General features: G+C 61.2%; 11 protein-coding genes. 4 read left to right on the plus strand and 7 right to left on the minus strand.

Going from position 1 to position 23,678, the window contains the following annotated elements; all coding sequences use genetic code 11:
- Positions 1-13 precede the first annotated feature (13 nt).
- Complete coding sequence (gene mapR, locus BFP99_RS26825; RefSeq protein ID WP_065927972.1) at positions 14-1,423, plus strand: GntR family transcriptional regulator MpaR; 1,410 nt, start codon at positions 14-16, stop codon at positions 1,421-1,423.
- A gap of 221 nt (positions 1,424-1,644) precedes the next feature.
- Here the strand turns inward: mapR and BFP99_RS26830 are convergent, their stop codons facing one another.
- The 7 genes from BFP99_RS26830 to tpx form a co-directional block, all read right to left on the minus strand.
- Entirely contained in the window at positions 1,645-2,391 is a 747-nt protein-coding gene (locus BFP99_RS26830; protein ID WP_065927843.1) for an SDR family oxidoreductase, read from the minus strand.
- A 54-nt stretch (positions 2,392-2,445) separates the two neighbouring features.
- Positions 2,446-4,542, minus strand: a complete 2,097-nt coding sequence (locus BFP99_RS26835; RefSeq protein WP_065948637.1) for a putative bifunctional diguanylate cyclase/phosphodiesterase — start codon at positions 4,540-4,542, stop codon at positions 2,446-2,448.
- A 181-nt stretch (positions 4,543-4,723) separates the two neighbouring features.
- Positions 4,724-6,289 carry an efflux transporter outer membrane subunit gene (locus tag BFP99_RS26840; RefSeq protein ID WP_074846476.1) on the minus strand — a complete coding sequence of 522 codons (1,566 nt, stop codon included), beginning with the start codon at positions 6,287-6,289 and terminating at the stop codon, positions 4,724-4,726.
- Positions 6,286-9,393: an efflux RND transporter permease subunit gene (locus tag BFP99_RS26845; protein WP_065927845.1), complete on the minus strand. Its 3,108-nt coding sequence runs from the start codon at positions 9,391-9,393 to the stop codon at positions 6,286-6,288. Before BFP99_RS26845 ends, BFP99_RS26840 begins: the two co-directional genes overlap by 4 nt.
- Positions 9,390-12,491, minus strand: coding sequence for an MdtB/MuxB family multidrug efflux RND transporter permease subunit (locus BFP99_RS26850; RefSeq protein WP_065927846.1), 3,102 nt, complete (start codon positions 12,489-12,491; stop codon positions 9,390-9,392). The genes BFP99_RS26845 and BFP99_RS26850 overlap by 4 nt, the downstream gene beginning before the upstream one ends.
- Entirely contained in the window at positions 12,488-13,786 is a 1,299-nt protein-coding gene (locus BFP99_RS26855; RefSeq protein ID WP_065927847.1) for an MdtA/MuxA family multidrug efflux RND transporter periplasmic adaptor subunit, read from the minus strand. Before BFP99_RS26855 ends, BFP99_RS26850 begins: the two co-directional genes overlap by 4 nt.
- Positions 13,787-14,018: 232 nt before the next feature.
- A complete protein-coding gene (tpx, locus tag BFP99_RS26860) occupies positions 14,019-14,519 on the minus strand; it encodes a thiol peroxidase (RefSeq protein WP_065927848.1) in 501 nt (166 codons plus the stop codon).
- A gap of 159 nt (positions 14,520-14,678) precedes the next feature.
- Here tpx and BFP99_RS26865 point away from each other — a divergent pair, with 159 nt between their 5' ends.
- The 3 genes from BFP99_RS26865 to BFP99_RS26875 all read left to right on the plus strand — a co-directional run bounded on the left by BFP99_RS26865 (position 14,679) and on the right by BFP99_RS26875 (position 23,653).
- Complete coding sequence (locus BFP99_RS26865; RefSeq protein ID WP_065948638.1) at positions 14,679-15,968, plus strand: glycosyltransferase; 1,290 nt, start codon at positions 14,679-14,681, stop codon at positions 15,966-15,968.
- Between the two features lie 72 nt (positions 15,969-16,040).
- A complete protein-coding gene (locus tag BFP99_RS26870) occupies positions 16,041-16,946 on the plus strand; it encodes an AraC family transcriptional regulator (protein ID WP_027606399.1) in 906 nt (301 codons plus the stop codon).
- Positions 16,947-17,095: 149 nt separating this feature from the next.
- A complete protein-coding gene (locus tag BFP99_RS26875; protein WP_141690830.1) occupies positions 17,096-23,653 on the plus strand; it encodes a hypothetical protein in 6,558 nt (2,185 codons plus the stop codon).
- Positions 23,654-23,678 lie beyond the last annotated feature (25 nt).

The following is a 23,678-nucleotide window of genomic DNA, read 5'->3' on the forward strand; positions in this document are numbered from 1 at the left end:
GTTTAAGGCCAACATGAAACGCTACGAAAAATTCGCCGATGACATCGCAGAACTGATCCGCTCCGGCGTGCTCGGCCCCGGCCAGCGTGTGCCGTCGGTACGCTATGCCAGCCAGACCTATGGCGTCAGCCCGTCCACGGTGTTCCAGGCCTACTACCTGTTGGAGCGTCGCGGGCTGATCCGGGCACGGCCGCGCTCCGGCTATTTCGTCAACACCCATGCACCCAGCCCGTTCTCCGAACCGGTGGTGAGCGAGCAGGTGCATGAGTCCACCGAAGTCGATGTCAGCGAACTGGTGTTCTCGGTACTCGATTCGATCAAAGACCCCAACACCGTGCCCTTCGGCTCGGCCTTCCCCAGCCCCATGCTGTTCCCGCTGCCGCGCCTGGCCCGCTCCCTGGCCAGCGCCAGCCGCGAGATGGACCCGCGTCTGGTGGTCACCGACATGTCGCCGGGCAACCCGCAACTGCGTCGGCAGATTGCCCTGCGCTATATGGTCGGCGGCCTGATGCTGCCCATGGAGGAGCTGCTGATCACCAACGGCGCCCTGGAAGCGTTGAACCTGTGCCTGCAAGCGGTCACCGAACCGGGCGACCTGGTGGCCATCGAGGCCCCGGCGTTCTACGCCTGCCTGCAAGTGCTGGAACGCCTGAAGCTCAAGGCGGTGGAAATCCCCGTGCACCCGCGCGACGGCATCGACCTCAACGCCCTGGCGCAAACCCTGGAGCGCTACCCGATCAAGGCCTGCTGGACCATGACCAGTTTCCAGAATCCCATGGGCGCCACATTGCCGGAAGCAAAGAAGCAGGCGCTGGTGGAACTGCTGCGTAGCCACCAAGTGCCGTTGATCGAGGACGACGTGTACGCCGAGCTGTACTACGGGCAGCAGGCACCCAAGCCGGCCAAGGCCTTCGACAACGAAGGCCTGGTGATGCACTGCGGCTCCTTCGCCAAGAGTCTGGCGCCGGGCTATCGCGTCGGCTGGGTGGCGGCCGGGCGCTATGCGCAGAAGGTCGAGCGCTTGAAGCTGATGACCTCGCTGTGCCCTTCGATGCCGGCGCAAGCGGCGATTGCCGACTACCTGCAACACGGCGGCTATGACCGCCACTTACGTAAACTGCGCTATGCCCTGGAAGAACAGCAAAGCGCCATGCTGGCGGCTATCGCCCGCTACTTCCCGGCGCAGACACGGGTGAGCCAGCCGGCCGGCGGGTATTTCCTGTGGCTGGAATTGCCGGAGCAGACCGATTCGTTGAAGTTGTTCCAGATGGCGCTGGCGCAAGGCATCAGCATTGCGCCGGGGCCGATCTTTTCTGCGACCCAGCGCTTTCGCAACTGTATTCGCCTGAACTACGGCAGCCCGTGGACCGAGGTCTCGGAGAAGGCGATGGAGACGTTGGGGCGGATTGTGCGGTCGTTTTGAGGGATGGCGTTGCGCTTTCTGACGCCATCGGGGGCAAGCCCCCGATGGCCATGGGTATCTACACAACTTCCAGTGAATACGGAATCTATGGCAATTAGGCTTCTGTGGTGAGCGGGCTTGTCGAATCGTCGCACCGCCCGCTCACCACAGAGTTATGTGTCAGCCTTTAAGAGTTGTGTAGATACCTATGCCCCGATGGCGCCGGTACAGGCACTGCATCACTAGCGACCGCCACCCAAATCCAGAAAAGTCCCCGTGGCATACGAAGCCTTGTCCGACAGCAGCCAGATAATCGCTTCCGCCACTTCATCCGGCCGCCCGCCACGGGCCATGGGAATACCGGACTCGAGCTTGCTGACCCGGTCCGGGTCGCCGCTCAGGGCGTGGAAGTCGGTGAAGATGTAGCCGGGGCGCACCGCGTTGACGCGGATGCCCTCGCCCGCCACTTCTTTCGACAGGCCGAGGGTGAAGGTGTCGAGTGCGCCCTTGGATGCGGCGTAGTCGACGTACTCACCCGGCGAACCCAGGCGTGCAGCCACCGACGACACATTGACGATACTGCCGCCCTGCCCGCCATGCTTGGGCGACATCCGCAGCACCGCGTGCTTGGCACACAGGATCGGACCGAGCACATTGGTCTTGAGAATGTTCAGGATGCGGAACTCGGACATCTCATCCACCCGCGACTTGTGCCCCACGGTGCCGGCATTGTTCACCAGCGCGGTGACCCGGCCCAGTTCGGCGTCCACGCGATGGAACAGCGCAATCACTTCATCTTCGATACTGACATCCGCGCGCACCGCAATCGCCTGGGCACCGAGGCCGCGAACCTGCTCGAGCACGCTGTGGGCGGCTTTTTCATCGGAGTGATAGTTGATGCAGATGCGATAGCCCTCGCGGGCAGCCAGCAATGCCGTCTCGGCGCCGATACCACGGCTCCCCCCGGTGATGATGAGGACTTTGTCCATGCGTGCGGTCTCCTGATCCAACCTGGTGTTTAGGGTTGGATCCGATACTAACCGTCACGCACGGCTTTTGTCAGGCGCCGCTGCATCTTCGCCGCGCTGGATATGGGCCATGAAACCGTCCGCCGGCAACGGGTGGCCGAGCAGGTAGCCTTGCAGGGAGTTACACCCCAACCGCGTGAGAAAACTCTGCTGCACATCGGTTTCCACGCCTTCGGCGACGATTCGCAGCCCCAGCGCCTGGCCCAAGGCAACAATGGCAGACACGATGGCGGCGTCGTCGCTGTCATGCTCCAGGTCACGCACAAAACCACGGTCGATCTTCAACTCGTTGGCCGGCAGGCGCTTGAGGTACATCAGGCTGGAGTAGCCCGTGCCGAAATCGTCGATGGACAGGTCCACGCCCATGTCCGACAGCTGCTGCAACACCGTCATGCTCGCATCGGCGTCGCTCATCGCGGTGGTCTCGGTGATTTCCAGGGTCAGGCTGTTGGCCGGCAACCGGTGCCGCGCCAGGGCGCCGGCCACGCTGTTGACCAGCCCGGCGTGGCAAAACTGCAACGCCGACAAGTTCACCGCGATGCGCCAGTGCTCATAACCCTGGGCGTACCACAGGCTCATTTGGCGACAGGCTTCATTGAGCACCCATTCGCCGATGGGGATGATCAGGCCGGTTTTTTCCGCCAGTTCGATAAAGGTCGCCGGCAACAACAAGCCTTGTTGCGGATGCTCCCAGCGCACCAGCGCTTCGGCGCCCACCGGGATCCCACTGATCGCATCAAACTTGGGCTGGTAATACAGCCGGAACTGCTCGTGCTCAAGAGCATTGCGCAGGTCTTGCAGCAGCTGCAATTGCTTGCGCGCATTGGTGTTCATCGACACATCAAAGAAGCTGTAGCCGTTCTTGCCCATGCCCTTGGCATGGTACATGGCGGCGTCGGCGTTCATCAGCAGTTCCTGGGGGGTGTTGCCATTGCCCGGGAACATGGCGATGCCGACGCTGGCGGAAATCTTCAGCTCATGCTCGGCCACCTGGAACGCGCGGTTGATCAGCACCACCTGGCGTTCGGCAAGGCCGAGGGCATCGTCGGGCTGGGTCAACTGCACCAGCAATACAAACTCATCGCCGCCGATGCGCGCCAGGGTGTCGTGACTGCGCAGGTCTTCGCGCAGGCGCAGGCCGACTTCGCGCAACAGCTGGTCGCCCATGTGATGGCCAAAGGCATCGTTGACCGGCTTGAAGCCATCCAGGTCGATGAACATCAGGGCAAAGCAACCGCCCTGCTCCTTTACCGCCTCGATGGCCTGTTGAATACGATCGGCCAGCAAGGTGCGATTGGGCAGGCCGGTGAGCATATCGTGCAGGGCCAGGTGGGTCAGTTCCTGGTTGGCTTGGGTCAACGAGTCGGCGAGCACCGCAGTACGGGCTTCCAGGCGCGCGTCGAGCAACGACGTCAGCAACGCGATGGCCAGTACCGCCAGGGTCGTCACCAACACCAGGTTATCCAGGCCCTTGCCACTCAAGCCATCCAGCACGGCGGCGCAGTAACTTTCATCGGCAAAGCGTGCGGCCGCCATGCCGGTGTAATGCATGCCGACGATTGCAAAGCCCATCACCACCGCCGCACCACCACGGGCCAGGCGTACATAAGGCGTGTTGCGGCGCAGGTTGAACGCAATCAACAGTGCGGCTCCGGACGCCACCACCGCGATCAGCAACGACAGGCCAAATAGCGTGGGGTCATAGTCGATGCCCGGCGTCATGCGCATCGCGGCCATGCCGGTGTAGTGCATGCTGGCAATACCGCTGCCCATGACCAGCGCGCCAAACGCCAGTTGCCAGGCAGGCAAACGCGCTTGGCTGACCAGCCATAATGCAAAGCCGCAGGACAATACCGCGATCAACAACGACAGCGCGGTGATACCGATGTCGAAGCCCAAGGCAAACGGCAGGCGCAACGCCAGCATGCCGATAAAGTGCATGGACCAGACGCCTACCCCCATCGCCATGGCCCCGCCGGCTATCCATAAATACACAGCGCGCCCCTTGGCGGTCGCGATGCGGCCGGTGAGGTCCAGGGCGGTGTAGGAAGCGAGGATCGCGACAAACAGCGAGATCGCGACCAGCGAGGGGGAATAGCTACCGATAAGCATGGGACTTCTCGTGGGCAACGGACCCGAAACGCCCGTACCAAGTGGCAAAGCGGGCGATTGTAGCGAGAATAATTCTTGAACAGTTGATTAATTATCAGAGGGCCATTAGTGGCAGTTTGACGCCAATCTACTGATTGAAATTACCCACACACTGCGTTCCCACACACGTGAGAACGATCGATCAATCCTTCTCGGCAATCGGCGTCTGCCCATCCCAACCACCACCCAGCGCGGCGATCAGTTGCACGCTGGCCACCAGGCGGCTCTGCAACAGGGTCAACACGGTGCGCTCGTTACTCAGCGCCGTGGCCTGGACCGTCACCACATCCAGATAGGCAATCAGCCCGGCCTTGTACTGGTTCTGGGTCAAGCGCAGCGATTCTCGGGCGGCCTCGAGGGCTTCGTTGCTGACCACCGCCTCGTCTTCCAGCACCTTAAGCTGGACCATGTAGTTTTCCACTTCACGGAAGCCGTCGAGCACGGTCTGGCGGTACTTGGCCACGGTTTCGTCGTAGGACGCCACGGTGCGGTCGACTTCCGCCGAGCGTTGGCCGCCGTCGAACAGGGTCATGGCCAGTTTCGGCCCTACCGACCAGAAGCGGTTCGGCAGGCTGATCCAGTCGGCATAGGTGCTGCTGGAATAGCCGCCGGCTAGGCTCAGCGTCAGGTCCGGGTAATAGGCGGCCTTGGCCACGCCGATATTGGCGTTGGCGGCGATCACCGAGCGTTCGGCCGAGGCGATGTCCGGGCGCCGTTCAAGCAATTGCGACGGCAGGCTGACCGGAATCTGCGGCAGGGCCGGGATGTCCTTGCTCACCGCCAGGCTAAAGCTGGCCGGTGCCTCGCCGATCAACACGGCGATGGCGTTTTCCAGTTGGGCACGTTGCCAGATCAGGTCGATCAGGCTGGCCTGGGTGGTCTTGAGCTGGGTTTGCGCCTGGGCCACCGCGTCCTTGCCGGAAACCCCGGCGCGGTATTGGTTTTCGGTCATTTGCAGGGAGCGCTGGTAGGTGTCCAGCGTGGCTTGCAGCAGGCGGGTCTGCTCGTCCATGACCCGCAGTTGCAGGTAGCTTTGCACCAGTTCCGACTGTTGGCTCAGGCGCATCGCGGCCAGATCCGCCGAGCTGGCTTCGGCACTGGCCTCGTTGGCCTCCAGGCCACGGCGCAACTTGCCCCAGATATCGGCTTCCCAGCTCACGCCGAGCTGCGCATTGAGGGTGTCACGGATCCCGCTGCTGGAACTGCTGAGGCTGGCGCTGCTGCTGCCGGTGCCCTGGCTGGCGCGGGTTTTGCCCGCGCTCAGGTCGACGCTGGGGTAAAACGCCCCGCGTGAACTGCGCACCAGGGCCTGGGCCTGGCGAAAACGCGCTTCGGCCTGGGCCACGGTCTGGTTGGAATTATTCAGGCGCAGCACCAGGTCGTTGAGTTGGCGGTCGCCATACAGCTCCCACCAGGCGCCACGGGCCAGGGAATCACTCGGCGCGGCCTGGCGCCAGCCCTGGGCTTCCTTGAACTGCGCGGGTTCAGTGACTTCCGGGCGTTTGTAATCCGGGCCGACGGCACAGGCGCTGAGCAACAACGCCAACCCTACTGTAGGAGCGAGCTTGCTCGCGAAGGTCGTTAACGATAACGCGCCGAGCCTGAATGAACGCGGTGCCTGCCGTTTTTTCGCGAGCAAGCTCGCTCCTACAGGGATGAGTGCCGTGTCGGAAGCCCGCAGTGCATTGGCGTTGGTTGAATCGGTCATAGCGCAGTGTCCAGGGCAGCATCGGTACGCACGCCGCGCCAGGCATTGAAACGGTGGCGCGCGCGGTCGAGATAGAGGTAAACCACCGGGGTGGTGTAGAGGGTCAGGACCTGGCTGAAAATCAGGCCGCCAATGATGGTCAGGCCCAGGGGATGGCGCATTTCCGCGCCATCGCCGGTGCCCAGCAGCAACGGCAAGGCGCCGAGGATGGCCGCCAGGGTGGTCATCAGGATCGGCCGCAGACGCAACAGGCAGGCGCTGCGAATCGATTCCAGCGGGCCTAGCCCATCGTTGCGTTCCAGCTGCAACGCCAGGTCGATCATCAGGATCGCGTTCTTCTTCACCACCCCGATCAACAGGAACAGGCCGAGCAGGGAAATCAGGCTGAACTCCCCTCCCGTCAGGTAGATGGCAAGCATCGCGCCGACGCCGGCCGACGGCAGGGTCGAGAGGATCGTCAGCGGATGAATGTAGCTCTCATACAGAATGCCCAGCACCAGGTACACCGCCACCAGCGCGCCGAGGATCATGAACGGCTGGCCCTTCTGCGTGGCCGCAAAGGCATCGGCAGTGCCGGCCATCTTGGCGATCACATCTTCCGGCAGGCCGACCTTGGCAATCGCCCGCTCGATGGCCGCCGTGCCCTGCTCCACCGTGACCCCGGGGGCCATGTCGAAGGCGATGTTTTCCGAGGCGAACTGGCCTTCGTGGCTGACGCGGTCGTCCGCCAGGCTGTTCTCGTAATGGGCAATGGTCGACAACGGCACCCGCGCGCCGCTGGAGGTGATCACCTGCATCTGGTTGAGGGTGATCGGGTCCTGGGCGTATTTGGGGTTGACCTCCATCACCACCTGGTACTGGTTGAGGCTGTCGTAGATGGTGGAAATCTGCCGCTGGCTGTAGGCGTTGTTGAGCACCGCGGTGACCATGTCCATGTCGATGCCCAGGCGCTTGGCCTGGTCACGGTCGACAATCAGCGTGACCTGGGCCGCGCCCCGGCCTTCGCGGGCGTCGATGGCGGTCAGTTCCGGCAGCTCACGCAGCGCCGCAACCACTTTCGGGTACCACAGGCGCAGCGCGGCCAGGTCGCCGCTTTGCAGGATGTAGGAATACTGCGCGCTGGTCTGGTCACGGCTGCCGCCGAATTGCAGGTCCTGGTCGGCCATCAGGAATAGGCGCCCGCCCGGCACCAGCGGTACATCCTTGCGCAGGCGCTCGATCACCGCCTGGGCGGACACCTTGCGTTCGCTGATGGGCTTGAGGCGGACCAGCATCACCGCGTTATTGGTACCGTTGTTGCCGCCGATAAAGCCGGCCACGCTGAGCACCGCTGGGTCGTTGAGCACCGCCTTGCGGAAGATTTCCATCTTCGGCTGCATGACGCTGAACGACAGGCCGTCGTCCCCGCGCACAAAGCCGATCAATTGGCCGGTGTCCTGTTGCGGCATAAAGGTCTTCGGGACCACCACGTACAGCGCCACGTTCACGCCAATGGTCAGCAGCAGGCTGAGCAAGGTCAGGCGGCGATGGCGCAGCACCCAGTCCAGGCTGGTGGCGTAGCCGGCCACCATGCGGTCGTTGATCTTCTGGCTCCAGCGCTGCAGGCCGGTCATCTGCCCTTTCACGTGGGGCTTGAGCCAACGGGCGCAGAGCATCGGCGTCAACGTCAGCGACACGATCAGCGAAACGATGATCGCCGCCGACAAGGTGATGGAAAACTCGCGGAACAAGTTGGTGACGATCCCGCCCATGAACAGGATCGAGAGGAACACCGCCACCAGCGATACGTTCATCGACAGCAAGGTAAACCCGACTTCCTCGGCACCCAGGTAGGCGGCCTTCATCGGTGGCACGCCCGCGTCGATATGCCGGGAAATGTTCTCCAGCACCACAATGGCATCGTCCACCACCAGGCCGGTGGCCAGGATCAGCGCCATCAGCGAGAAGTTGTTCAGTGAGAACCCGTACAGGTACATGATCGCGAACGTGCCCACCAGCGACACCGGCACCGCCAGGGTTGGAATCAGCGAGGCGCGGAAGTTGCCGAGGAACAGGTACACCACCAGGATCACCAGCCCCACCGCAATCAGCAGGGTCATCTCGGCTTCATGCAGGGTCGCGGTGATCACCGGCGAGCGGTCCATGGCCAGGCTGAGCTTGACGCTGGACGGCAGCACCGCCTGCAACGCCGGCAGTTGCGCCTTGATCTGCCTGACGGTCTCGATGATGTTGGCGCCGGACTGGCGGTTGATCACCAGCAGCACCGCCGAATCATTGTTGAAGAAGCCACTGTTGTAGCGGTCCTCCACGCCGTCGCTGATCTTCGCCACATCCTTGAGGCGCAGGGCGGCGCCGTCCTGGTAGCGAATCAGCAGCGGCTCGTAATCCTTGGCCTTTTCCAGCTGGTCGTTGGCCTGGATCTGCCAGTTGCGCTCGCCGTCTTCCAGGGAGCCCTTGGGCCGACGCTGGTTGGCATTGGCGATGGTGTTGCGCACGTCGTCCAGGGCCACGCCGTACTGGTCGAGGGCCTTGGGTTCCAGCTCGATACGCACCGCCGGCAGGGAGCTGCCGCCGATCTGCACTTCGCCCACCCCCGGCACCTGGGACAGGCTTTGGGAGAGGATGGTCGAGGCCAGGTCGTACAGCTGGCCCTTCTGCAACACGTCCGAGGTCAGCGACAGCACCATGATCGGCGCCTGGGACGGGTTGATCTTCTTGTAGGTGGGCATGCTGCGCATGCCGCTGGGCAGCAGGTTGCGCGAAGCGTTGATCGCCGCCTGCACTTCCCGCGCGGCGCCGTTGATATCACGATCGGAGTCGAACGCCAGGATCACCCGGGTGGAGCCCTGGCTCGACGAACTGCTCATGGTGGTGATGCCGGCAATCGCGCCGAAGGAACGCTCCAGCGGCGTGGCCACCGTGGAGGCCATCACCTCGGGGCTGGCGCCGGGCAGGCTGGCCGAGACCACGATCACCGGGAAATCGATCTGTGGCAGCGGCGACACCGGCAGCAGGTTGAAGCTGACCCCGCCCAGCAACATGATCGCCAGGCTCAGCAGCAGGGTCGCTACCGGCCGGCGAATGAAAGGTCCGGACAGGTTCATGACTCAACCGGCTCCAGGCTTTGCGGCTCTTTGCGCCAGCGGCGGCCGAGGCGATCGAAATACAGGTAGATCACCGGCGTGGTGAACAGCGTCAACACCTGGCTCACCAGCAGGCCGCCGACCATCACCAGGCCCAGGGGCTGGCGCAGTTCGGCACCGGAGCCGGTAGCGAGCATCAACGGCACTGCACCGAACAGGGCGGCCAGGGTAGTCATCAGGATCGGCCGGAAGCGCAGCAGCGCCGCCTGGTAGATCGCGGTCTGCGGGTCCAGGCCCTGGTTGCGTTCGGCGTCGAGGGCGAAGTCGATCATCATGATCGCGTTCTTCTTGACGATACCGATCAGCAAAATGATGCCGATGATCGCGATCATGCCCAGGTCATTGCCGCTGAGCAGCAAGGCCAGCAAGGCCCCCACTGCCGCCGACGGCAAGGTCGAGAGAATGGTGATCGGGTGGATATAGCTCTCGTAGAGCACGCCCAGCACGATGTACATGGTGACCACCGCTGCCAGGATCAGCAGCAAGGTGCTCGACAGCGACGCTTCGAATGCCTGGGCAGCGCCCTGGAACTGGGTCTGCACCCCCACCGGCATGCCGATGTCCTTCTGCGCCTGGTTGATCAGCTCCACGCCTTTGCCCAGGGCAACGCCGGGGGCTAGGTTGAACGACATCATCACCGCCGGGAACTGGCCGATGTGCGCAATCGCCAACTGCGCCTGGCGCTGTTCCACATGGGCGAGGCTGGACAGGCGCACCTGGCCGCCGTCGGTGGTCTTCACATGGATCTGGTTCAGCGCCGCCGGGCCCAGGGTTTCCCCAGACTGGGCCTGCAAGACCACGCGGTACTGGCTGGCCTGGGTGTAGATGGTGGAAATCTGCCGCTGGCCGAACGCGTCATACAGAGCATCGGTGATGGTCGACACACTGACGCCCAGGCGCGAGGCCGCATCGCGGTCGATCACCAGGTACACCTGCAGCCCCTTGTCCTGCAGGTCGCTGGCGACGTCTGTGAGCTCCGGCATCTGGCTCAGTGCGTGCACCAGCTTGCCGCTCCACAGGGCCAGCAGGTCGGCGTCCGGCGAGGACATGCTGAACTGGTACTGGGTGCGGCTGACACGGTCTTCGATGGTCAGGTCCTGCACCGGCTGCATGAACAGGCGGATTCCCACCAGCTTGTCGATTTGCGGTTGCAGGCGCGTGATCACCTGGGCCGCGCTCAAGTCGCGCTGGCCGTGGGGCTTGAGGTTGATCAGCAAGCGGCCGCTGTTGAGGGTGGCGTTATCGCCATCCACGCCGATATAGGACGACAGGCTTTCCACCGCCGGGTCGGTGAGGATGATCTGCGCCAGTTCCTGCTGGCGCTGGCTCATGGCGGCGAATGAAATCGACTGCGGCGCTTCGGAAATACCCTGGATCACCCCGGTGTCCTGCACCGGGAAAAAGCCCTTGGGCACCACCAGGTACAGCACCACGGTCAGGCCCAGGGTCGCGATGGCCACCAGCAGGGTCAGCGGCTGGTGCCTGAGCACCCATTGCAACTTGCGCCCGTAGGCTTCGATCAGCCAGTCGATCCAGGCGCCGCTGGCCTTGTAGAAACGGCTCTGCTCTTCTTCCTTGGGCTCGCGCTTGAGCAAACGCGCGCACATCATCGGCGTGAGCGTGAGGGACACCACCAGGGAAATAAGGATCGCCACCGCCAGGGTGATGGCAAATTCGCGGAACAGCCGTCCCACCACATCAGCCATGAACAGCAGCGGGATCAATACGGCGATCAGTGACAGGGTCAGGGAGATCAGGGTGAAGCCGATCTGCCTGGCGCCCTTGAGCGCGGCGGCCAGCGGCGTCTCGCCTTCCTCGATATAGCGGGAAATGTTCTCCAGCATCACGATGGCATCGTCCACCACGAAACCGGTGGCAATGGTCAGGGCCATCAGCGTCAGGTTATTGATGGAGAACCCGGCCAGGTACATCACCCCGAAGGTGCCCACCAGCGACAGCGGCACGGCAATCGACGGGATGATCGTGGCGCTGACCCGCCGCAGGAACAGGAACGTCACCATCACCACCAGGGCAATGGCGATCAGCAATTCGTGCTGCACATCGGTGACCGAGGCGCGGATGGTCTGGGTGCGATCGGTAAGCACCGTCACGTCGAGGCCGGCCGGCAGGTTGTCGGTGATGCTCGGCAGCAGCGCCTTGATGCGGTCGACCACCTCGATCACGTTGGCGCCCGGTTGGCGCTGGATATTGAGGAGTACGGCCTGGTTTTCATTGGCCCAGGCGGCAAGGCGTTCGTTTTCGGCGCCGTCGACGATCTGCGCCACATCCTTGAGGCGCAGAGGCGCGCCATTGTTGTAGGCCAGGATCAGCTCGGCGTATTGCTGGGGCGACACCAACTGGTCGTTGGCATCGAGCATCGACACCCGCGTGGGGCCGTCGAAGTTGCCTTTGGGCTGGTTGACGTTGGACGCGGCGATCAGGGTGCGCACATCGGAGAGGTTCAAGCCGTTGGCCGCCAGGGCTTCGGGGTTGACCTTGATGCGCACGGCCTGGCGCTGGCCACCGGCGATGCTGACCATGCCGACGCCGCTGATCTGCGCGATCTTCTGCGCCATGCGTGTGTCGACCAGGTCATTGAGCTTGGGCAGCAGCATGGTCTTGGAGGTAATGGCCAGGGTCAGCACCGGGGTATCCGCCGGGTTGACCTTGTTGTACACCGGCGGTGCCGGCAAATCCTTGGGCAGCAGGTTGGTGGCGGCGTTGATCGCAGCCTGCACCTGTTGCTCGGCGACATCCATATTGATGTCGAGGTTGAAACGCAGGGTCAGCACCGAGGCGCCGCCGGAACTGGTGGACGCCATCTGGGTCAGGCCGGGCATCTGCCCGAACTGGCGCTCAAGGGGCGCGGTGACCGCGCTGGTCATCACATCGGGGCTGGCACCGGGGTACAGGGTCATCACCCGGATGGTCGGGTAATCCACCTGAGGCAGCGCCGAGACCGGCAACAAGCGGTAGGAAATAATGCCGGCCAAAACAATCGCCAGCATGCTCAGCGTGGTGGCGACCGGACGAAGGATAAACAGTCGCGACAGGTTCATGAACCGACCTTTTGCGCCTTGCCGGCGGTGGTGCCGGTCTCCCCTTTAGCCGCCGGCTTGCCTTGCAGGTGTTCGGTGGGCGTCGTCGGCACTTCGCTGCTGTCGTTGACCACTTCGATCTCGCTGCCGTCCTTGAGGCGGTCGGTGCCTTCCAGCACCACACGGTCGCCGGCGACCAGGCCTTCCTTGATCACAGTGTTGTCGCCATCGGTGTCACCCACCACCAGCGGCTGGACCTTGACCTTCTTGTCGCCATCGAGCTTGTAGACAAAGGTGCCGGTGTTGCCGAACTGAATCGCGGCGGACGGCGCCAGCACCACGTTGTGCAAGGTATCGGCGAGCAAATGCACGTTGACGAACTGGTTGGGGAACAGCGCCTGGTCCTTGTTATCGAAACGCGCCTTGAATTTCAGGGTGCCGGTGGTGACGTCGATCTGGTTGTCCAGGCTTTGCAGCACACCAGTGGCCTGCCGCTTGACGTCGCCACGGTCCCAGGCTTCCACCGGCAACTTGTTGCCGGCGTGATAACGGGCGAGCACGGTTTCCAGGGTGTTTTCCGGCAGGGTGAAGGCCACGCTGATCGGTTGGGTCTGGGTGATCACCGCGAGGAAGGTGGTGTCGTTGGCCGCCACCAGGTTGCCCACATCGACCTGGCGCAAGCCGACGCGACCGCTGATAGGCGCGCGGATCTTGGTGAACTCGAGGTTGAGCTTGGCGTCGTCCACCGCGCCCTGGTTGGTCTTGACCGTGCCCTGGTATTGCAGGACCAGCGCTTCGGCGGTGTCCAGGGTCTGCTTGGCGATACTGTCCTGGGTGTACAGGTCGCGATAACGCTGCACGTCGACCTGGGCGTTTTTCAACTGGGCCTGGTTCTGCATCAGCGTGCCCTGGGCCTGGAGCAAGGCATTCTGGTAGCTGCGCGGGTCGATCTCGGCCAGCAGGTCGCCGGCCTTGACCATCTGCCCTTCTTCAAAGGCGATCTTGACCAGCTCGCCACCCACCCTGCTGCGCACATTGATGGTATTGAGCGCGGTGACCGTGCCCAAGGCCTTGTAGTACACCGGGAACTCCCCCAGCACCGCTGGCGCTACACGCACCGGCACCGGGCCGGTGGACCCGCCGAACCCCGGGCGCGCCATGCCGGTTTTACCGGTATGCCCGGCCGGTGCGTCTTTGTGGGCGGCGCCGCCTGGCCAGAATTTCCAGCACAGGCCGGCGATAACCAGCAGCACGAGCAGGCCGAACAGCCAGCGGCGGGAGTTGCGGGGGGAGGATTGCATGGAGTGATCAACCATTGGGCGCGAGAGCTTCTTCTTCGGGAGGCTGAAAGATAAGCACTGGAGCGCGTTAAGAAAAGCGCCTTTACCGGCTATTTACCTTGGGCTTACAACTTTTAACTTCTGCGGCTTAGTCTGTGGGCTATTTCGCTAAACGTCTGAGCCACAAATAAAAACGGCCTGGACTAGGCCAGGCCGCAATCATGTCTTACGGGTGTTACTGCAAAACGACAGTAACGCGCCGCAACAGTTACTTCAAAACAGCCAGGGCCGCTTCGTAGTTCGGCTCCTGGCCGATTTCCGAAACCAGTTCGCTGTGCAGCACGGTGTTATTTTCGTCCAGCACCACGACCGCACGGGCGGTCAGGCCCTTGAGCGGGCCATCGGTAATCGCTACGCCGTAATCGACGGCAAAACCAGGGTCACGGAAGTCCGACAGGTTCTTCACGTTTTCCAGGCCTTCGGCGCCGCAGAAACGCGCCTGGGCGAATGGCAGGTCGGTGGAGATGCACAGTACGACGGCGTTGTTCAGCTCGTTGGCCTGGGCGTTGAACTTGCGTACCGACGTGGCGCAGGTCGGGGTGTCGACGCTTGGGAAGATATTCAGCACTTTGCGCTTGCCGGCAAAGGTAGCCAGGGTTGCATCCGACAGATCGCCGGCGGTCAGGGTGAAGTCTGCTGCTTCAGAGCCGACTTTCGGCAATTCGCCTTCAACCTGGACAGGGTTACCGCGAAGAGTGACTTGAGCCATGAACAGAATCCTTATGCTGGGTTTTGGTTAAACGAATTCGAGAGGCGGAAGTTAACCACAAAGTACCGTGGCTACCTACCGCCAGACACAAATTGTCATGCCACGCGGTTGTGGTTTAATTGCGCGCTTTGCGCCTGCCCTCCAAGGAAACCGTTGCTAATGAATCAGCCCGCCACCAAAGTCCTGGTCATTGGTTATGTCTGGCCGGAGCCCCGTTCCTCGGCCGCGGGCGGGCATATGATGCAGATCCTTGAAACTTTTCTTACACAAGGTTGGGATATTACCTTCAGCAGCCCGGCAGCACTGGGCGAGCACAAGGCCGACCTGCTGGCGCTGGGCATCGCCGAATGCGCGATCGAGCTCAATAGCAGCAGCTTTGACGACTTTGTCCGCGAGTTGGCTCCGGATATCGTGCTGTTCGACCGGTTCATGATGGAAGAACAGTTTGGCTGGCGCGTGGAGAAGTGTTGCCCCGACGCCCTGCGCGTGCTGGAAACCTCCGACCTGCAAAGCCTGCGCGACGCCCGTCAGCGGCGCCTCAAGGCGCACCTCAAGGCCCACCCGGGCAGCGACGACTTCAGCGCGCTGTTCGCCCCGGCCCTGGAGCAGGCGTTCCAACTGATGGCCGACACCGACCTCGCCAAGCGCGAAATCGCCGCGATTTATCGCTGCGACATCAGCCTGATGATCTCCGACGTGGAAATCCGCCTGCTCACCGAACAATTCAAGCTACCCGCCGCCCTGCTCCACTGGTGCCCGCTGATGATGACGCCGCCAACCGAGGCCTTCGTACCGTTCGAAGAGCGTGCGCACTTCCTCAGCATCGGTAACTTCCGCCATGCGCCGAACTGGGACGCCGTACTGTGGATGAAGAACAGCGTCTGGCCAATAATTCGCCAGCAATTGCCGGGCGCCCAGCTGCATATCTACGGCGCCTACACCCCGCCCAAGGCCACCGCCCTGCACAACCCGGCGCAGGGCTTTCATGTGATGAACTGGGCCGAAGATGCCCTGCAAGTGATGAGCGCCGCGCGCATCTGCCTCGCGCCCCTGCGCTTTGGCGCGGGTATCAAGGGCAAGCTGGCCGATGCGATGCTGTGCGGCACGCCCAACATCACTACCCCCATCGGCGCGGAGGCCATGGGCGATGAGCGGCCATGGCCCGGCGCCATCGAGCAATGCGCCGAAGCCCTGGCGGCGGCGGCCGTGGCGCTTTATCAGGATCGCGAACGCTGGACCCAGGCCCAGCAGGATGGGCGCCAACTGATTGCCGGCCGTTATGACCGCACTGTCCACGGGCCTGCACTGGTGGAGTGCCTGGAACACTGCCGCAGCCACCTCGCCGCCCATCGCCGCAGCAACTTCACCGGCAGCATGCTGCGCCACCATGCGCATAAAAGTACGCAGTACATGTCCCAGTGGATCGAGGCGAAAAACCGTAGCCTGTAAACCGCGGCGCTGGCGAGGTCGTGCGCGAGGGGGCATTATCCCAAGCAGCAACCACAATAAAGCGACGGCAGCATGACCCGAGCAACGCGAATCACCGACCCTTCCTACGAGCTGATGGACGATCACAACGGCCTGTCCATCATCTATCGCCAGCATGGTTTCCCCTGCCCGCTGGTGCGCTGGCATTTCCACAAGGAATACGAGCTTCACCTGATCGTCGCCAGTTCCGGCAAGGTGTTTATTGGCGACTATATCGGCAACTTCTATCCGGAGAGCCTGTTCCTCACGGGGCCCAACCTGCCCCACAACTGGATCAGCCAGGTGGAGGAAGACGAAGTGGTGCCCAAGCGCGACATGCTGGTGAACTTCACCGATGAGCTGTTCGAGCAGGGCAGCCATATTTTTGCCGAGCTCAAGACCTTGACGCCCATGCTGGAACGCGCGCAGTCCGGCATTGAGTTTCGCTGCAAGAAAACCATCGCCCAGGCCATGACCCTGATGCAGCGTATCGAAGACGCCCGGGGCATGGCGCGCCTGGGGCACTTCTTTATCCTGCTGGAAGTGTTGAGTAGCTGTGAGGACTACCAGTTGCTGTCCGGCGTGACCACGCCGCAACTGGCGGATGAACATAGTATCGACCGCACCAACCGCGCGGTGGACTACATTTTCGCCCACTACGCGCGCGAGTTGCCCCTGGAGGAAGTGGCGGAACACCTGGGGATGAAGCCGACGTACTTTTCCCGGGTGTTCAAGCAGGCGACCGGGCGCACGTTTATCGAGTTTGTAAATCGGCTGCGCATCAGCAAGTCCTGCGAGCTTCTGGCCGATGGCGACAAGGCCGTGACGGATGTGTGTTTCGAGTCGGGTTTCAACAATATTTCCAACTTCAACCGGCGCTTTCAGCAGCTCAAGGGGATGACCCCCTCTCACTACCGCCGTTTGGCAGTTCAGCGTCTGACGGAACAAAACCTGGCCTGACCCAGCACCTAAACAGGTGCTTACAAAGCGTGTCGGCAATTCCCACCCCAAACAGGAACGTGGAACAAGCCCCAGGCCACTTAGCGAAGTGCCTCTCTCGTTTAACCAGCAAGAGGGGAACTCAATCTACGCAGGCATAGGGTAGTTCCATGATCAATGTTCGGCCGTCGCACACGCCAGGTTTCTTCATTCCAAAGGAACTGAATCTGCCCACAAAACCTGCCGGGTCAGTGACACCCCAAGTCATCGAGCTGTTTCTTAAACGCTTGAACGATGCTCAACCCATGCGGGCGAGCGCCCAAGCGAGTGATATACCCTTGCCAGACCGCACGCGCATCGAGCAGTTGCTCAGGTTTGCGGTCACCAAAGAACAGCCCAGCCTGGACGAACAAATCAGCCAGTTGATCAAGAACACACGTGAACCGCTGGCGGACGTAGCGCTGCACAATGAGGTGGGACAGCGACTCAACCAGCCCAGCGCAATAAATCCGCAAAAAACCTATGCCCAGCTTATTCAGGAGATACTGGATGGCGCCTCGCCCAGTGCACCAAACACTTACCCTGCCCCGCCGCGCCTGAGCCGAAAGCGCCGTGATACTTCATCAACTTCCGCCCCACGCATTGCACCCGTTCGCCAGTTCGCCGAAGCCTTGGTTGAAAACGGTGACCGACAATTGGCCATAGGCGTCGCCAATAGCTTGATGCGCCAACGGCTTGCCGTCGAGAAAGGTCACTCCGGCGATGCCGAGGACAAGGTGACCATCCCGGCCGACTCCACCTTCGGCCACGCCTGGGCGGAACTGGCTGAAGCGCTGCACTCGGAACCGTTCAAATCGTTTGCCGAGGCCAGGAAGCTCGATCTCTCCCAACTGACCATGACTCCCGAAGGCCGCCTGATCGAAACAGGCAAGGAGCCGCCTGCCGACTTCTCCCTGGGTAACGACGCCCGCTGGGCAGCCGCGTCAGGGGCGGTATTGGCCGCAGTCAAAAGGATCGCCGGGAACACCTCGCTGGCCGTTGATTTCCATGGGCGCAATCAAGCGTCGGCCTTCAACGTCGCCACTTTCTACGGCTTGCAACTGGGTCAAATCGAAAGCGACCACACCTTGCTTGCCATCGGACAACTGCTGAGCGAGGGCAACTTCCACGCGTTCAACACTACCGATCCGAACTACGCCACGTTTTACGCGCCGGTCAAACAGCGACAGCGAGAAGCCAGCCAACGAATCATGGATTTACCGCCGGATCAATTGAAACTGCGCCTCGAGCAGTTCACACCCTCAAGCGTGGAGCAAAAGGTCCAGGAAGCCGATCGGGCCCTGGCACAACAGTGCAGCCAGGCCATGCTGAAACTCACACCTCAATTGCGAATCGAAGGCGACGATTTCCCGCCGGTGCTCAAAGAGGTTCCGGAGTATTCGACCTTCTACCAGGTGCGCAAAAACCTCCTGGATGCGCTGACCGGCAGTGCCTTTACCACCTTTGCACAAGAAAAAAACGTTGAGGCCGGCAGCGTGCGTATCCACCCCGTCACCGGTGAGCTGACAGGCAAGGTGAATGGCAGGGACACCCTCTTTGTCCCGAACGATCTTTCGGGCTGGGGTGGCGTCTGGGCAGAAATAGCCGATGCAATCCGGCAGATGGCGGCCGGAGCGGAACGCCCCGTTCGATACCCCTCCCCACCCTCTGCATCACTGTATGAGGTCATGTGGTTTTACAAGGAAGAGATACCTCGTCAACAAAACGGCCTACCCGCCCTGGTCTCGCTTCTCGATCGAAGTATCGAGATGACCGGTAACAACGGTTTCAAGGCATTCACAGACCCCCACGCGGACAGCACCTGGTATACGGCTGTACGTGAGCGCCAATACGCCATCACCCAACAGCTTGCCGACACGCCCACTACCGGCTCTGAACTTGAAACCCTGGCGGCCGCTGTGGAGTCGGGTCTCAGCGCGACGGTGGAGAGCGCACCGTCCCCGCAAGACGCCCTGGCCAGCGCCGAAAGCGCACTGGCCACCGCCACGTATCGCGCAATGCACGGGCTGAAAAACAATCCCGCCCAAGCCTCGACGAGGATGATCGGACCGATCCCGGCTGACAGCCTGCTCGGCCAATGGCGCAGCTACCTGGACAAAGCCATCAAGGCGCGTGGTTTCACCGAGTGGGCCGAGAAACACAAGGTTGATTTGACCTCTCTGCGCTTTGACCCCGATGGCGAGGCGCTGATCGGCAAAATCGACGGCGTTGACCGGCGCTTTGGCGCCGCCGACTTTGCGAAAAACCACCCCGAGCATTTCGACGTGCTGGCGCCGGTGCTCAGCGCCGCCAGGGTATTTGCGACGCCTGGAAGGCCGATCACACTGTCTCAAGCCAGCAGCAACACCGTGCCGCTGGACTGGGTAGGCCGCTTTTATGGCATCACTACGCAGCCCGGCAGCCAGGCATTCGACACCAGCATGACGCAGCTGGACAGTATGAAGATGTTCCCAAGGAGTCCCGACCACCCGGAACAAATGGTGAATTGGCTGAACCAGCAAAAAACCGCATTGGGTGACAGCAACGATCGGTATGCACTGATCAATCAGCTCAAGCAGGGCAACCTTTCTAACGACGACACCACGCGCTTCATTGTCGACCCGGCTTCGTCCCATCGGCCTAAAGGCGAGACGACCGTGCAGAAATTCCTCGCGGATCAGAGCTGGTTTGGAGCCACGTCGGCAGCGCAGGTCGATAACCTGTTACTGGCACTGCAGACACCTACGCCGCAAGCTCCGACATTGGGCAACAACTGGGGTTTTCTGGCCACGGACCTCCCGCTGAGCACGGCCCAACGCGAAGCCGTGAGTAGGTTCGTGAAACAATCCATCGTCCCCCATCCCAACCTCTTCAGCTACCTGAGTGCGCAAACCCCTCAGCTCAGCAGCAGCCCTGCACGCGCGCTGGAACAACTGCTGTCCAGCGACAGCGCCCTGGAACTGGCCACGAATCTGCAAACCGAGATGAAGGGTGCAGTCACTTCAACCAGTCTCAAGCAGTGGCTACTGACCGCGTGGGTACTGGAGCTTGATCCCGCGGCCGGCACGCAGCGCAATCGTGTGGCGGGTTATGACTTCATGCAGGCGCAAAACTGGGGCAGGCCTGCGCATGAAATACGCCAAGGCTTTGCACTCCACCTTGATCAGCCCGGCACCGGCGACGTGCCGTCTCAGAAGGCAATGATTGCGGCGCATTTGCTGATGTCAGGTGCCGCACCGCAGTTTCTGGTTAACGATCTGCCCCCGTCCCTTGTTCAGGGCACACCCCAATGGGCGATGTTTCATACGGCTGTAAACCGGATCGAACAAATAGCGCCCGGCGCCACGCGGCACATGAATTTCAAGCAAGTGATGGATTACCACAAGGTCAAGCCTCTCTCCTCCCATGAACAGCTGCAATTGCTCAGAGCGCAAATGAACCCTCTGATTGATTGGGGGATCATCAATGACATCATCGGCAGGAATTCAAATGACGAGTACACGCCAGAGCTGCTGCAAGCGTGTATCAAGGCACTGGGTGAACAAACCACTGCTGTGGCGCAGGCCAAACGCTATATCAAGGATAACCCTGAGCCCACACGACGAGCCCTGGCACTTGAGAACCTCGAGCAAAAATTTGGTAAGGGAATCCCCTATGAACAACGCAGCCTCTGGAGAGAGAGCGATCAGTTATACGGCACCCTGGCGAGCGTGGTCGAAGCCTATGAAGCCGGACAATTGGGGGATACGTACAAGCCAACAAACCTGATCGATAGTTTGACAAGTGGCTCGACCACTCCTGCCTGGGAAGCCAGGGATGCGCGTATCCCTATCCAGGCAATGCATGATCAGGCGAACCAATTGCCCGACGTCAATACACAGTACGACGCAGCGATCGAAAGCGATTTCGTCCCTCGGCGCGCGCACTCGATCGTGATTATCAAGGACCTGCTGTCCAGGCTCCCGGCCGAAGTCCGCAACCATCTGGCCAACGGCAGGATTGAGTACTACAGCGTTCGCGAATCAGACACCAGCATATGGCAAAACCTCAGCGCCAAAACCGGTAAAAAAGGCAGCCATGGCCTACTGATTCGTGCGACCGGACACAACGGGAACATCACCGATGTAGCCGTCTTCCCCGATGCGGGCACGGTAAAAACAATGTCGAAACTGCCGAACCCCATGCCCATAGGCGGTACGAACAAGCATTTCGGCAAAATTTATGACGGCGCCGATGAAGGCCCCCATGAATTGCCATTGGACTTCGCCGCCTTCGATTCGGCGGCGGCGCCACGAGACGGAATGATCTCCAAGGTCATCGTCGACCGCGTCACACCGAGCACGCTGGTGAATGGGGAGCTGGTAAATGACGGTCGGGCCACATTCGGCGACACCCGCTCAAACGCGGCGCCCGCGTTCTTCAATGAGCAACTCGAGAAAATCGCCACCATCTGCGTCGATTCACACTTCCTGCGCAAAGACGAGTACAAGGCGATCAATCATGGTCATAACCCTCTGGAAACAGAAGGCCCCACGTTTCTTGAACGGCTCAATTCCCTGGCGCGCATGATCCCTGGCGTCAGCAGCGTCGAAGACCTTTACGAAGGCAACTACGCCGAGGCCGGCCGGGACCTCTTATTTGATGCGCTGAGCATTGTCGTCCCTGGTGCATTAGGAAAGGTTTGGTCAGTCGCCGCGGGGGCCTTCGAACGTGCAGCCGTCAAGTTTGGAGAAACTGCCGTTGAATCTGCAGCCGAAAGAGCCGTCGCCTCAATGGCGGTTACAGACGTGACTGCCGCCAATACTGCGAAGTCGTCCGGCGCAGTCAGCCGTATGCAGGGCAGCCCTCTGGTGGAACAGACGGACGGTGAATGGAACATGGCGACCGACAGGGCCGACGGTGCGCTTATTCAATCCGGCAGTGCGCAGCAGATCAGGCTCACCGCGGTGCGGCAAGATGGAGAATGGTACGCCTACGACGCCAAGACCATGACAGCTTACGGGCCAGCCCTGGAAGGGTTCGTCTCTGATACGTCTTCAGTCGTGAGACAAGAGACCTTTTCGGACGGTACTCAAGCACTGGTCACGGAAAAACCACTGGCGGCCGACGCCTATACCCTGCCCCGTAGCCATGGCTTTGATCTGGTCAATGAGGGCAAGGTTTACCGTTACGACACCCGCACCCCTGGCGTGCTGAGCGATCTGGAGTCAGCCGATCACTTTAAGCCCCTGGAGGGTTTTGAAGCGACCTGTCCAGCCCCTCCGGTTGCACTGGGCCGGGTCAGGCGCGGGGCCAGTGATACGTGCTTTTCCAAGGAAATAGAGATCGTCGCCGAAACATCGCGCCGGGATCTTCAAGCCCTTGAACACCAGCGCCTGTTCCCCTCGACGCCAGGTTTTTTGAGAAGGGACCAAGTTGTCATTTTCGAGCGACGTCGATACAAGGTGGTCGATGGCGATATGGGCCCCCAACTGGTCCCGATGCCTCAGAACAAACCCATCGTCTACAAATCGCAGATCAGCGGCAGCCTGAAACACGATCCCAATTTTGGTTTTTCCGGCGCACACGCCAGTGATTCGTTTGCGAAGGAAACCCGGGTGGTCAAGCTCAACAAAATCAGCGATGACTGCAATGACAAGCGTGAACTTCGAGGCGTGATTGTGGAGAGGGGCGCAAGTAAAACCAAATACCTGGTGATAGAGGCTGATACCGCAGAGTTTTATTACACCAAGCTGAATGACGCCTCCACCGGCGAGCTGACGTTCAATAAATGCACGCCCCAGGATTTTCCGCTGGTAGAAGGTTACCGAAGCGCGTTCGGTATTCGTCAAGCTGTCAATGAGGCGCCCTTTGATGCCAACTTCATTGCGTTGCCCAAACTGGATTCAGCCTTTAAAGAGCTGGAGCGTTCCGGTTTCCTGAAAGAAGACATCGATCAACTAAAAGCATCGTGTAAAGGCCTTACTCACGAACAACAGCGCGAAGTGATCTATCAGTTGCAGCGGACCAGGGCGATAGGCAAACCGGATATAGCGTTGCGGCCGAACCAAGTTGCCAGGGTCAACCCACCCCGCGATTTCGCCGGTTGGACACAAGGACGAAAAAACGAGTTCTATGCAGTCCAGGCAAAAAACAGCGTGGATCGCGCCATGAAGGCAACCGGGCTGGGGCCCGGCAATATCATCCGCTCAACAGCGGACAAGGCACGCGCAGAGGCGGCAAACATGACCAATGAATGGTTACGCAGAACCGTGCCGGAACATGCCTTGAATCGCCCGAGCCTGATCTTGAAAGCCGGCGCTGGCAACTGTGGAGAAATGGCCTTGCTGTCCAAGGACATCATTGAAAAAAGCGGTGGCAGCGCTTACGAATGGAAAGCTTCAGATGCGCATGCGTTCACCGTCGTCGGAGGTCCCTCCACGCTCCCCCAAGGCACAGTAGACTTCTCGGAACCTGCTTGGGCGGATGCCTGGATTGTCGATGCATGGGCAGATATCGTCTGCCCAGCCAGCCAGTACACACAGAAATTGAGCGAAGTCATGAAGCGCTGGAGTCGTGAAAACCTGAAGATTTTGGAGGGAGGCAAATCCATTGACCCGCTGGACCCAACATGGTTGGAGAAGCTTATCGTAAAACCGAAGACCCCCTATTCTCATGGGTATATCGGCGGGTTGGCCGCGCAGGGATAGGACCCCCTCGTACGCCTGGCGTTTG

The sequence above is a fragment of the Pseudomonas sp. 1 R 17 genome, from assembly GCF_900067035.1.
Classification (GTDB): Bacteria; Pseudomonadota; Gammaproteobacteria; order Pseudomonadales; family Pseudomonadaceae; genus Aquipseudomonas; species Aquipseudomonas marginalis.

What these genes read in the sequence shown, in the direction of transcription:
- tpx (WP_065927848.1), bottom strand. Translation starts at nt 14,519, where the DNA reads ATGGCTCAAGTCACTCTTCGCGGTAACCCTGTCCAGGTTGAAGGCGAA.
- BFP99_RS26875 (WP_141690830.1), top strand. Translation starts at nt 17,096, where the DNA reads ATGATCAATGTTCGGCCGTCGCACACGCCAGGTTTCTTCATTCCAAAG.
- BFP99_RS26840 (WP_074846476.1), bottom strand. Translation starts at nt 6,289, where the DNA reads ATGACCGATTCAACCAACGCCAATGCACTGCGGGCTTCCGACACGGCA.
- BFP99_RS26870 (WP_027606399.1), top strand. Translation starts at nt 16,041, where the DNA reads ATGACCCGAGCAACGCGAATCACCGACCCTTCCTACGAGCTGATGGAC.
- BFP99_RS26845 (WP_065927845.1), bottom strand. Translation starts at nt 9,393, where the DNA reads ATGAACCTGTCCGGACCTTTCATTCGCCGGCCGGTAGCGACCCTGCTG.
- BFP99_RS26850 (WP_065927846.1), bottom strand. Translation starts at nt 12,491, where the DNA reads ATGAACCTGTCGCGACTGTTTATCCTTCGTCCGGTCGCCACCACGCTG.
- BFP99_RS26830 (WP_065927843.1), bottom strand. Translation starts at nt 2,391, where the DNA reads ATGGACAAAGTCCTCATCATCACCGGGGGGAGCCGTGGTATCGGCGCC.
- mapR (WP_065927972.1), top strand. Translation starts at nt 14, where the DNA reads ATGAAACGCTACGAAAAATTCGCCGATGACATCGCAGAACTGATCCGC.
- BFP99_RS26835 (WP_065948637.1), bottom strand. Translation starts at nt 4,542, where the DNA reads ATGCTTATCGGTAGCTATTCCCCCTCGCTGGTCGCGATCTCGCTGTTT.
- BFP99_RS26855 (WP_065927847.1), bottom strand. Translation starts at nt 13,786, where the DNA reads ATGGTTGATCACTCCATGCAATCCTCCCCCCGCAACTCCCGCCGCTGG.
- BFP99_RS26865 (WP_065948638.1), top strand. Translation starts at nt 14,679, where the DNA reads ATGAATCAGCCCGCCACCAAAGTCCTGGTCATTGGTTATGTCTGGCCG.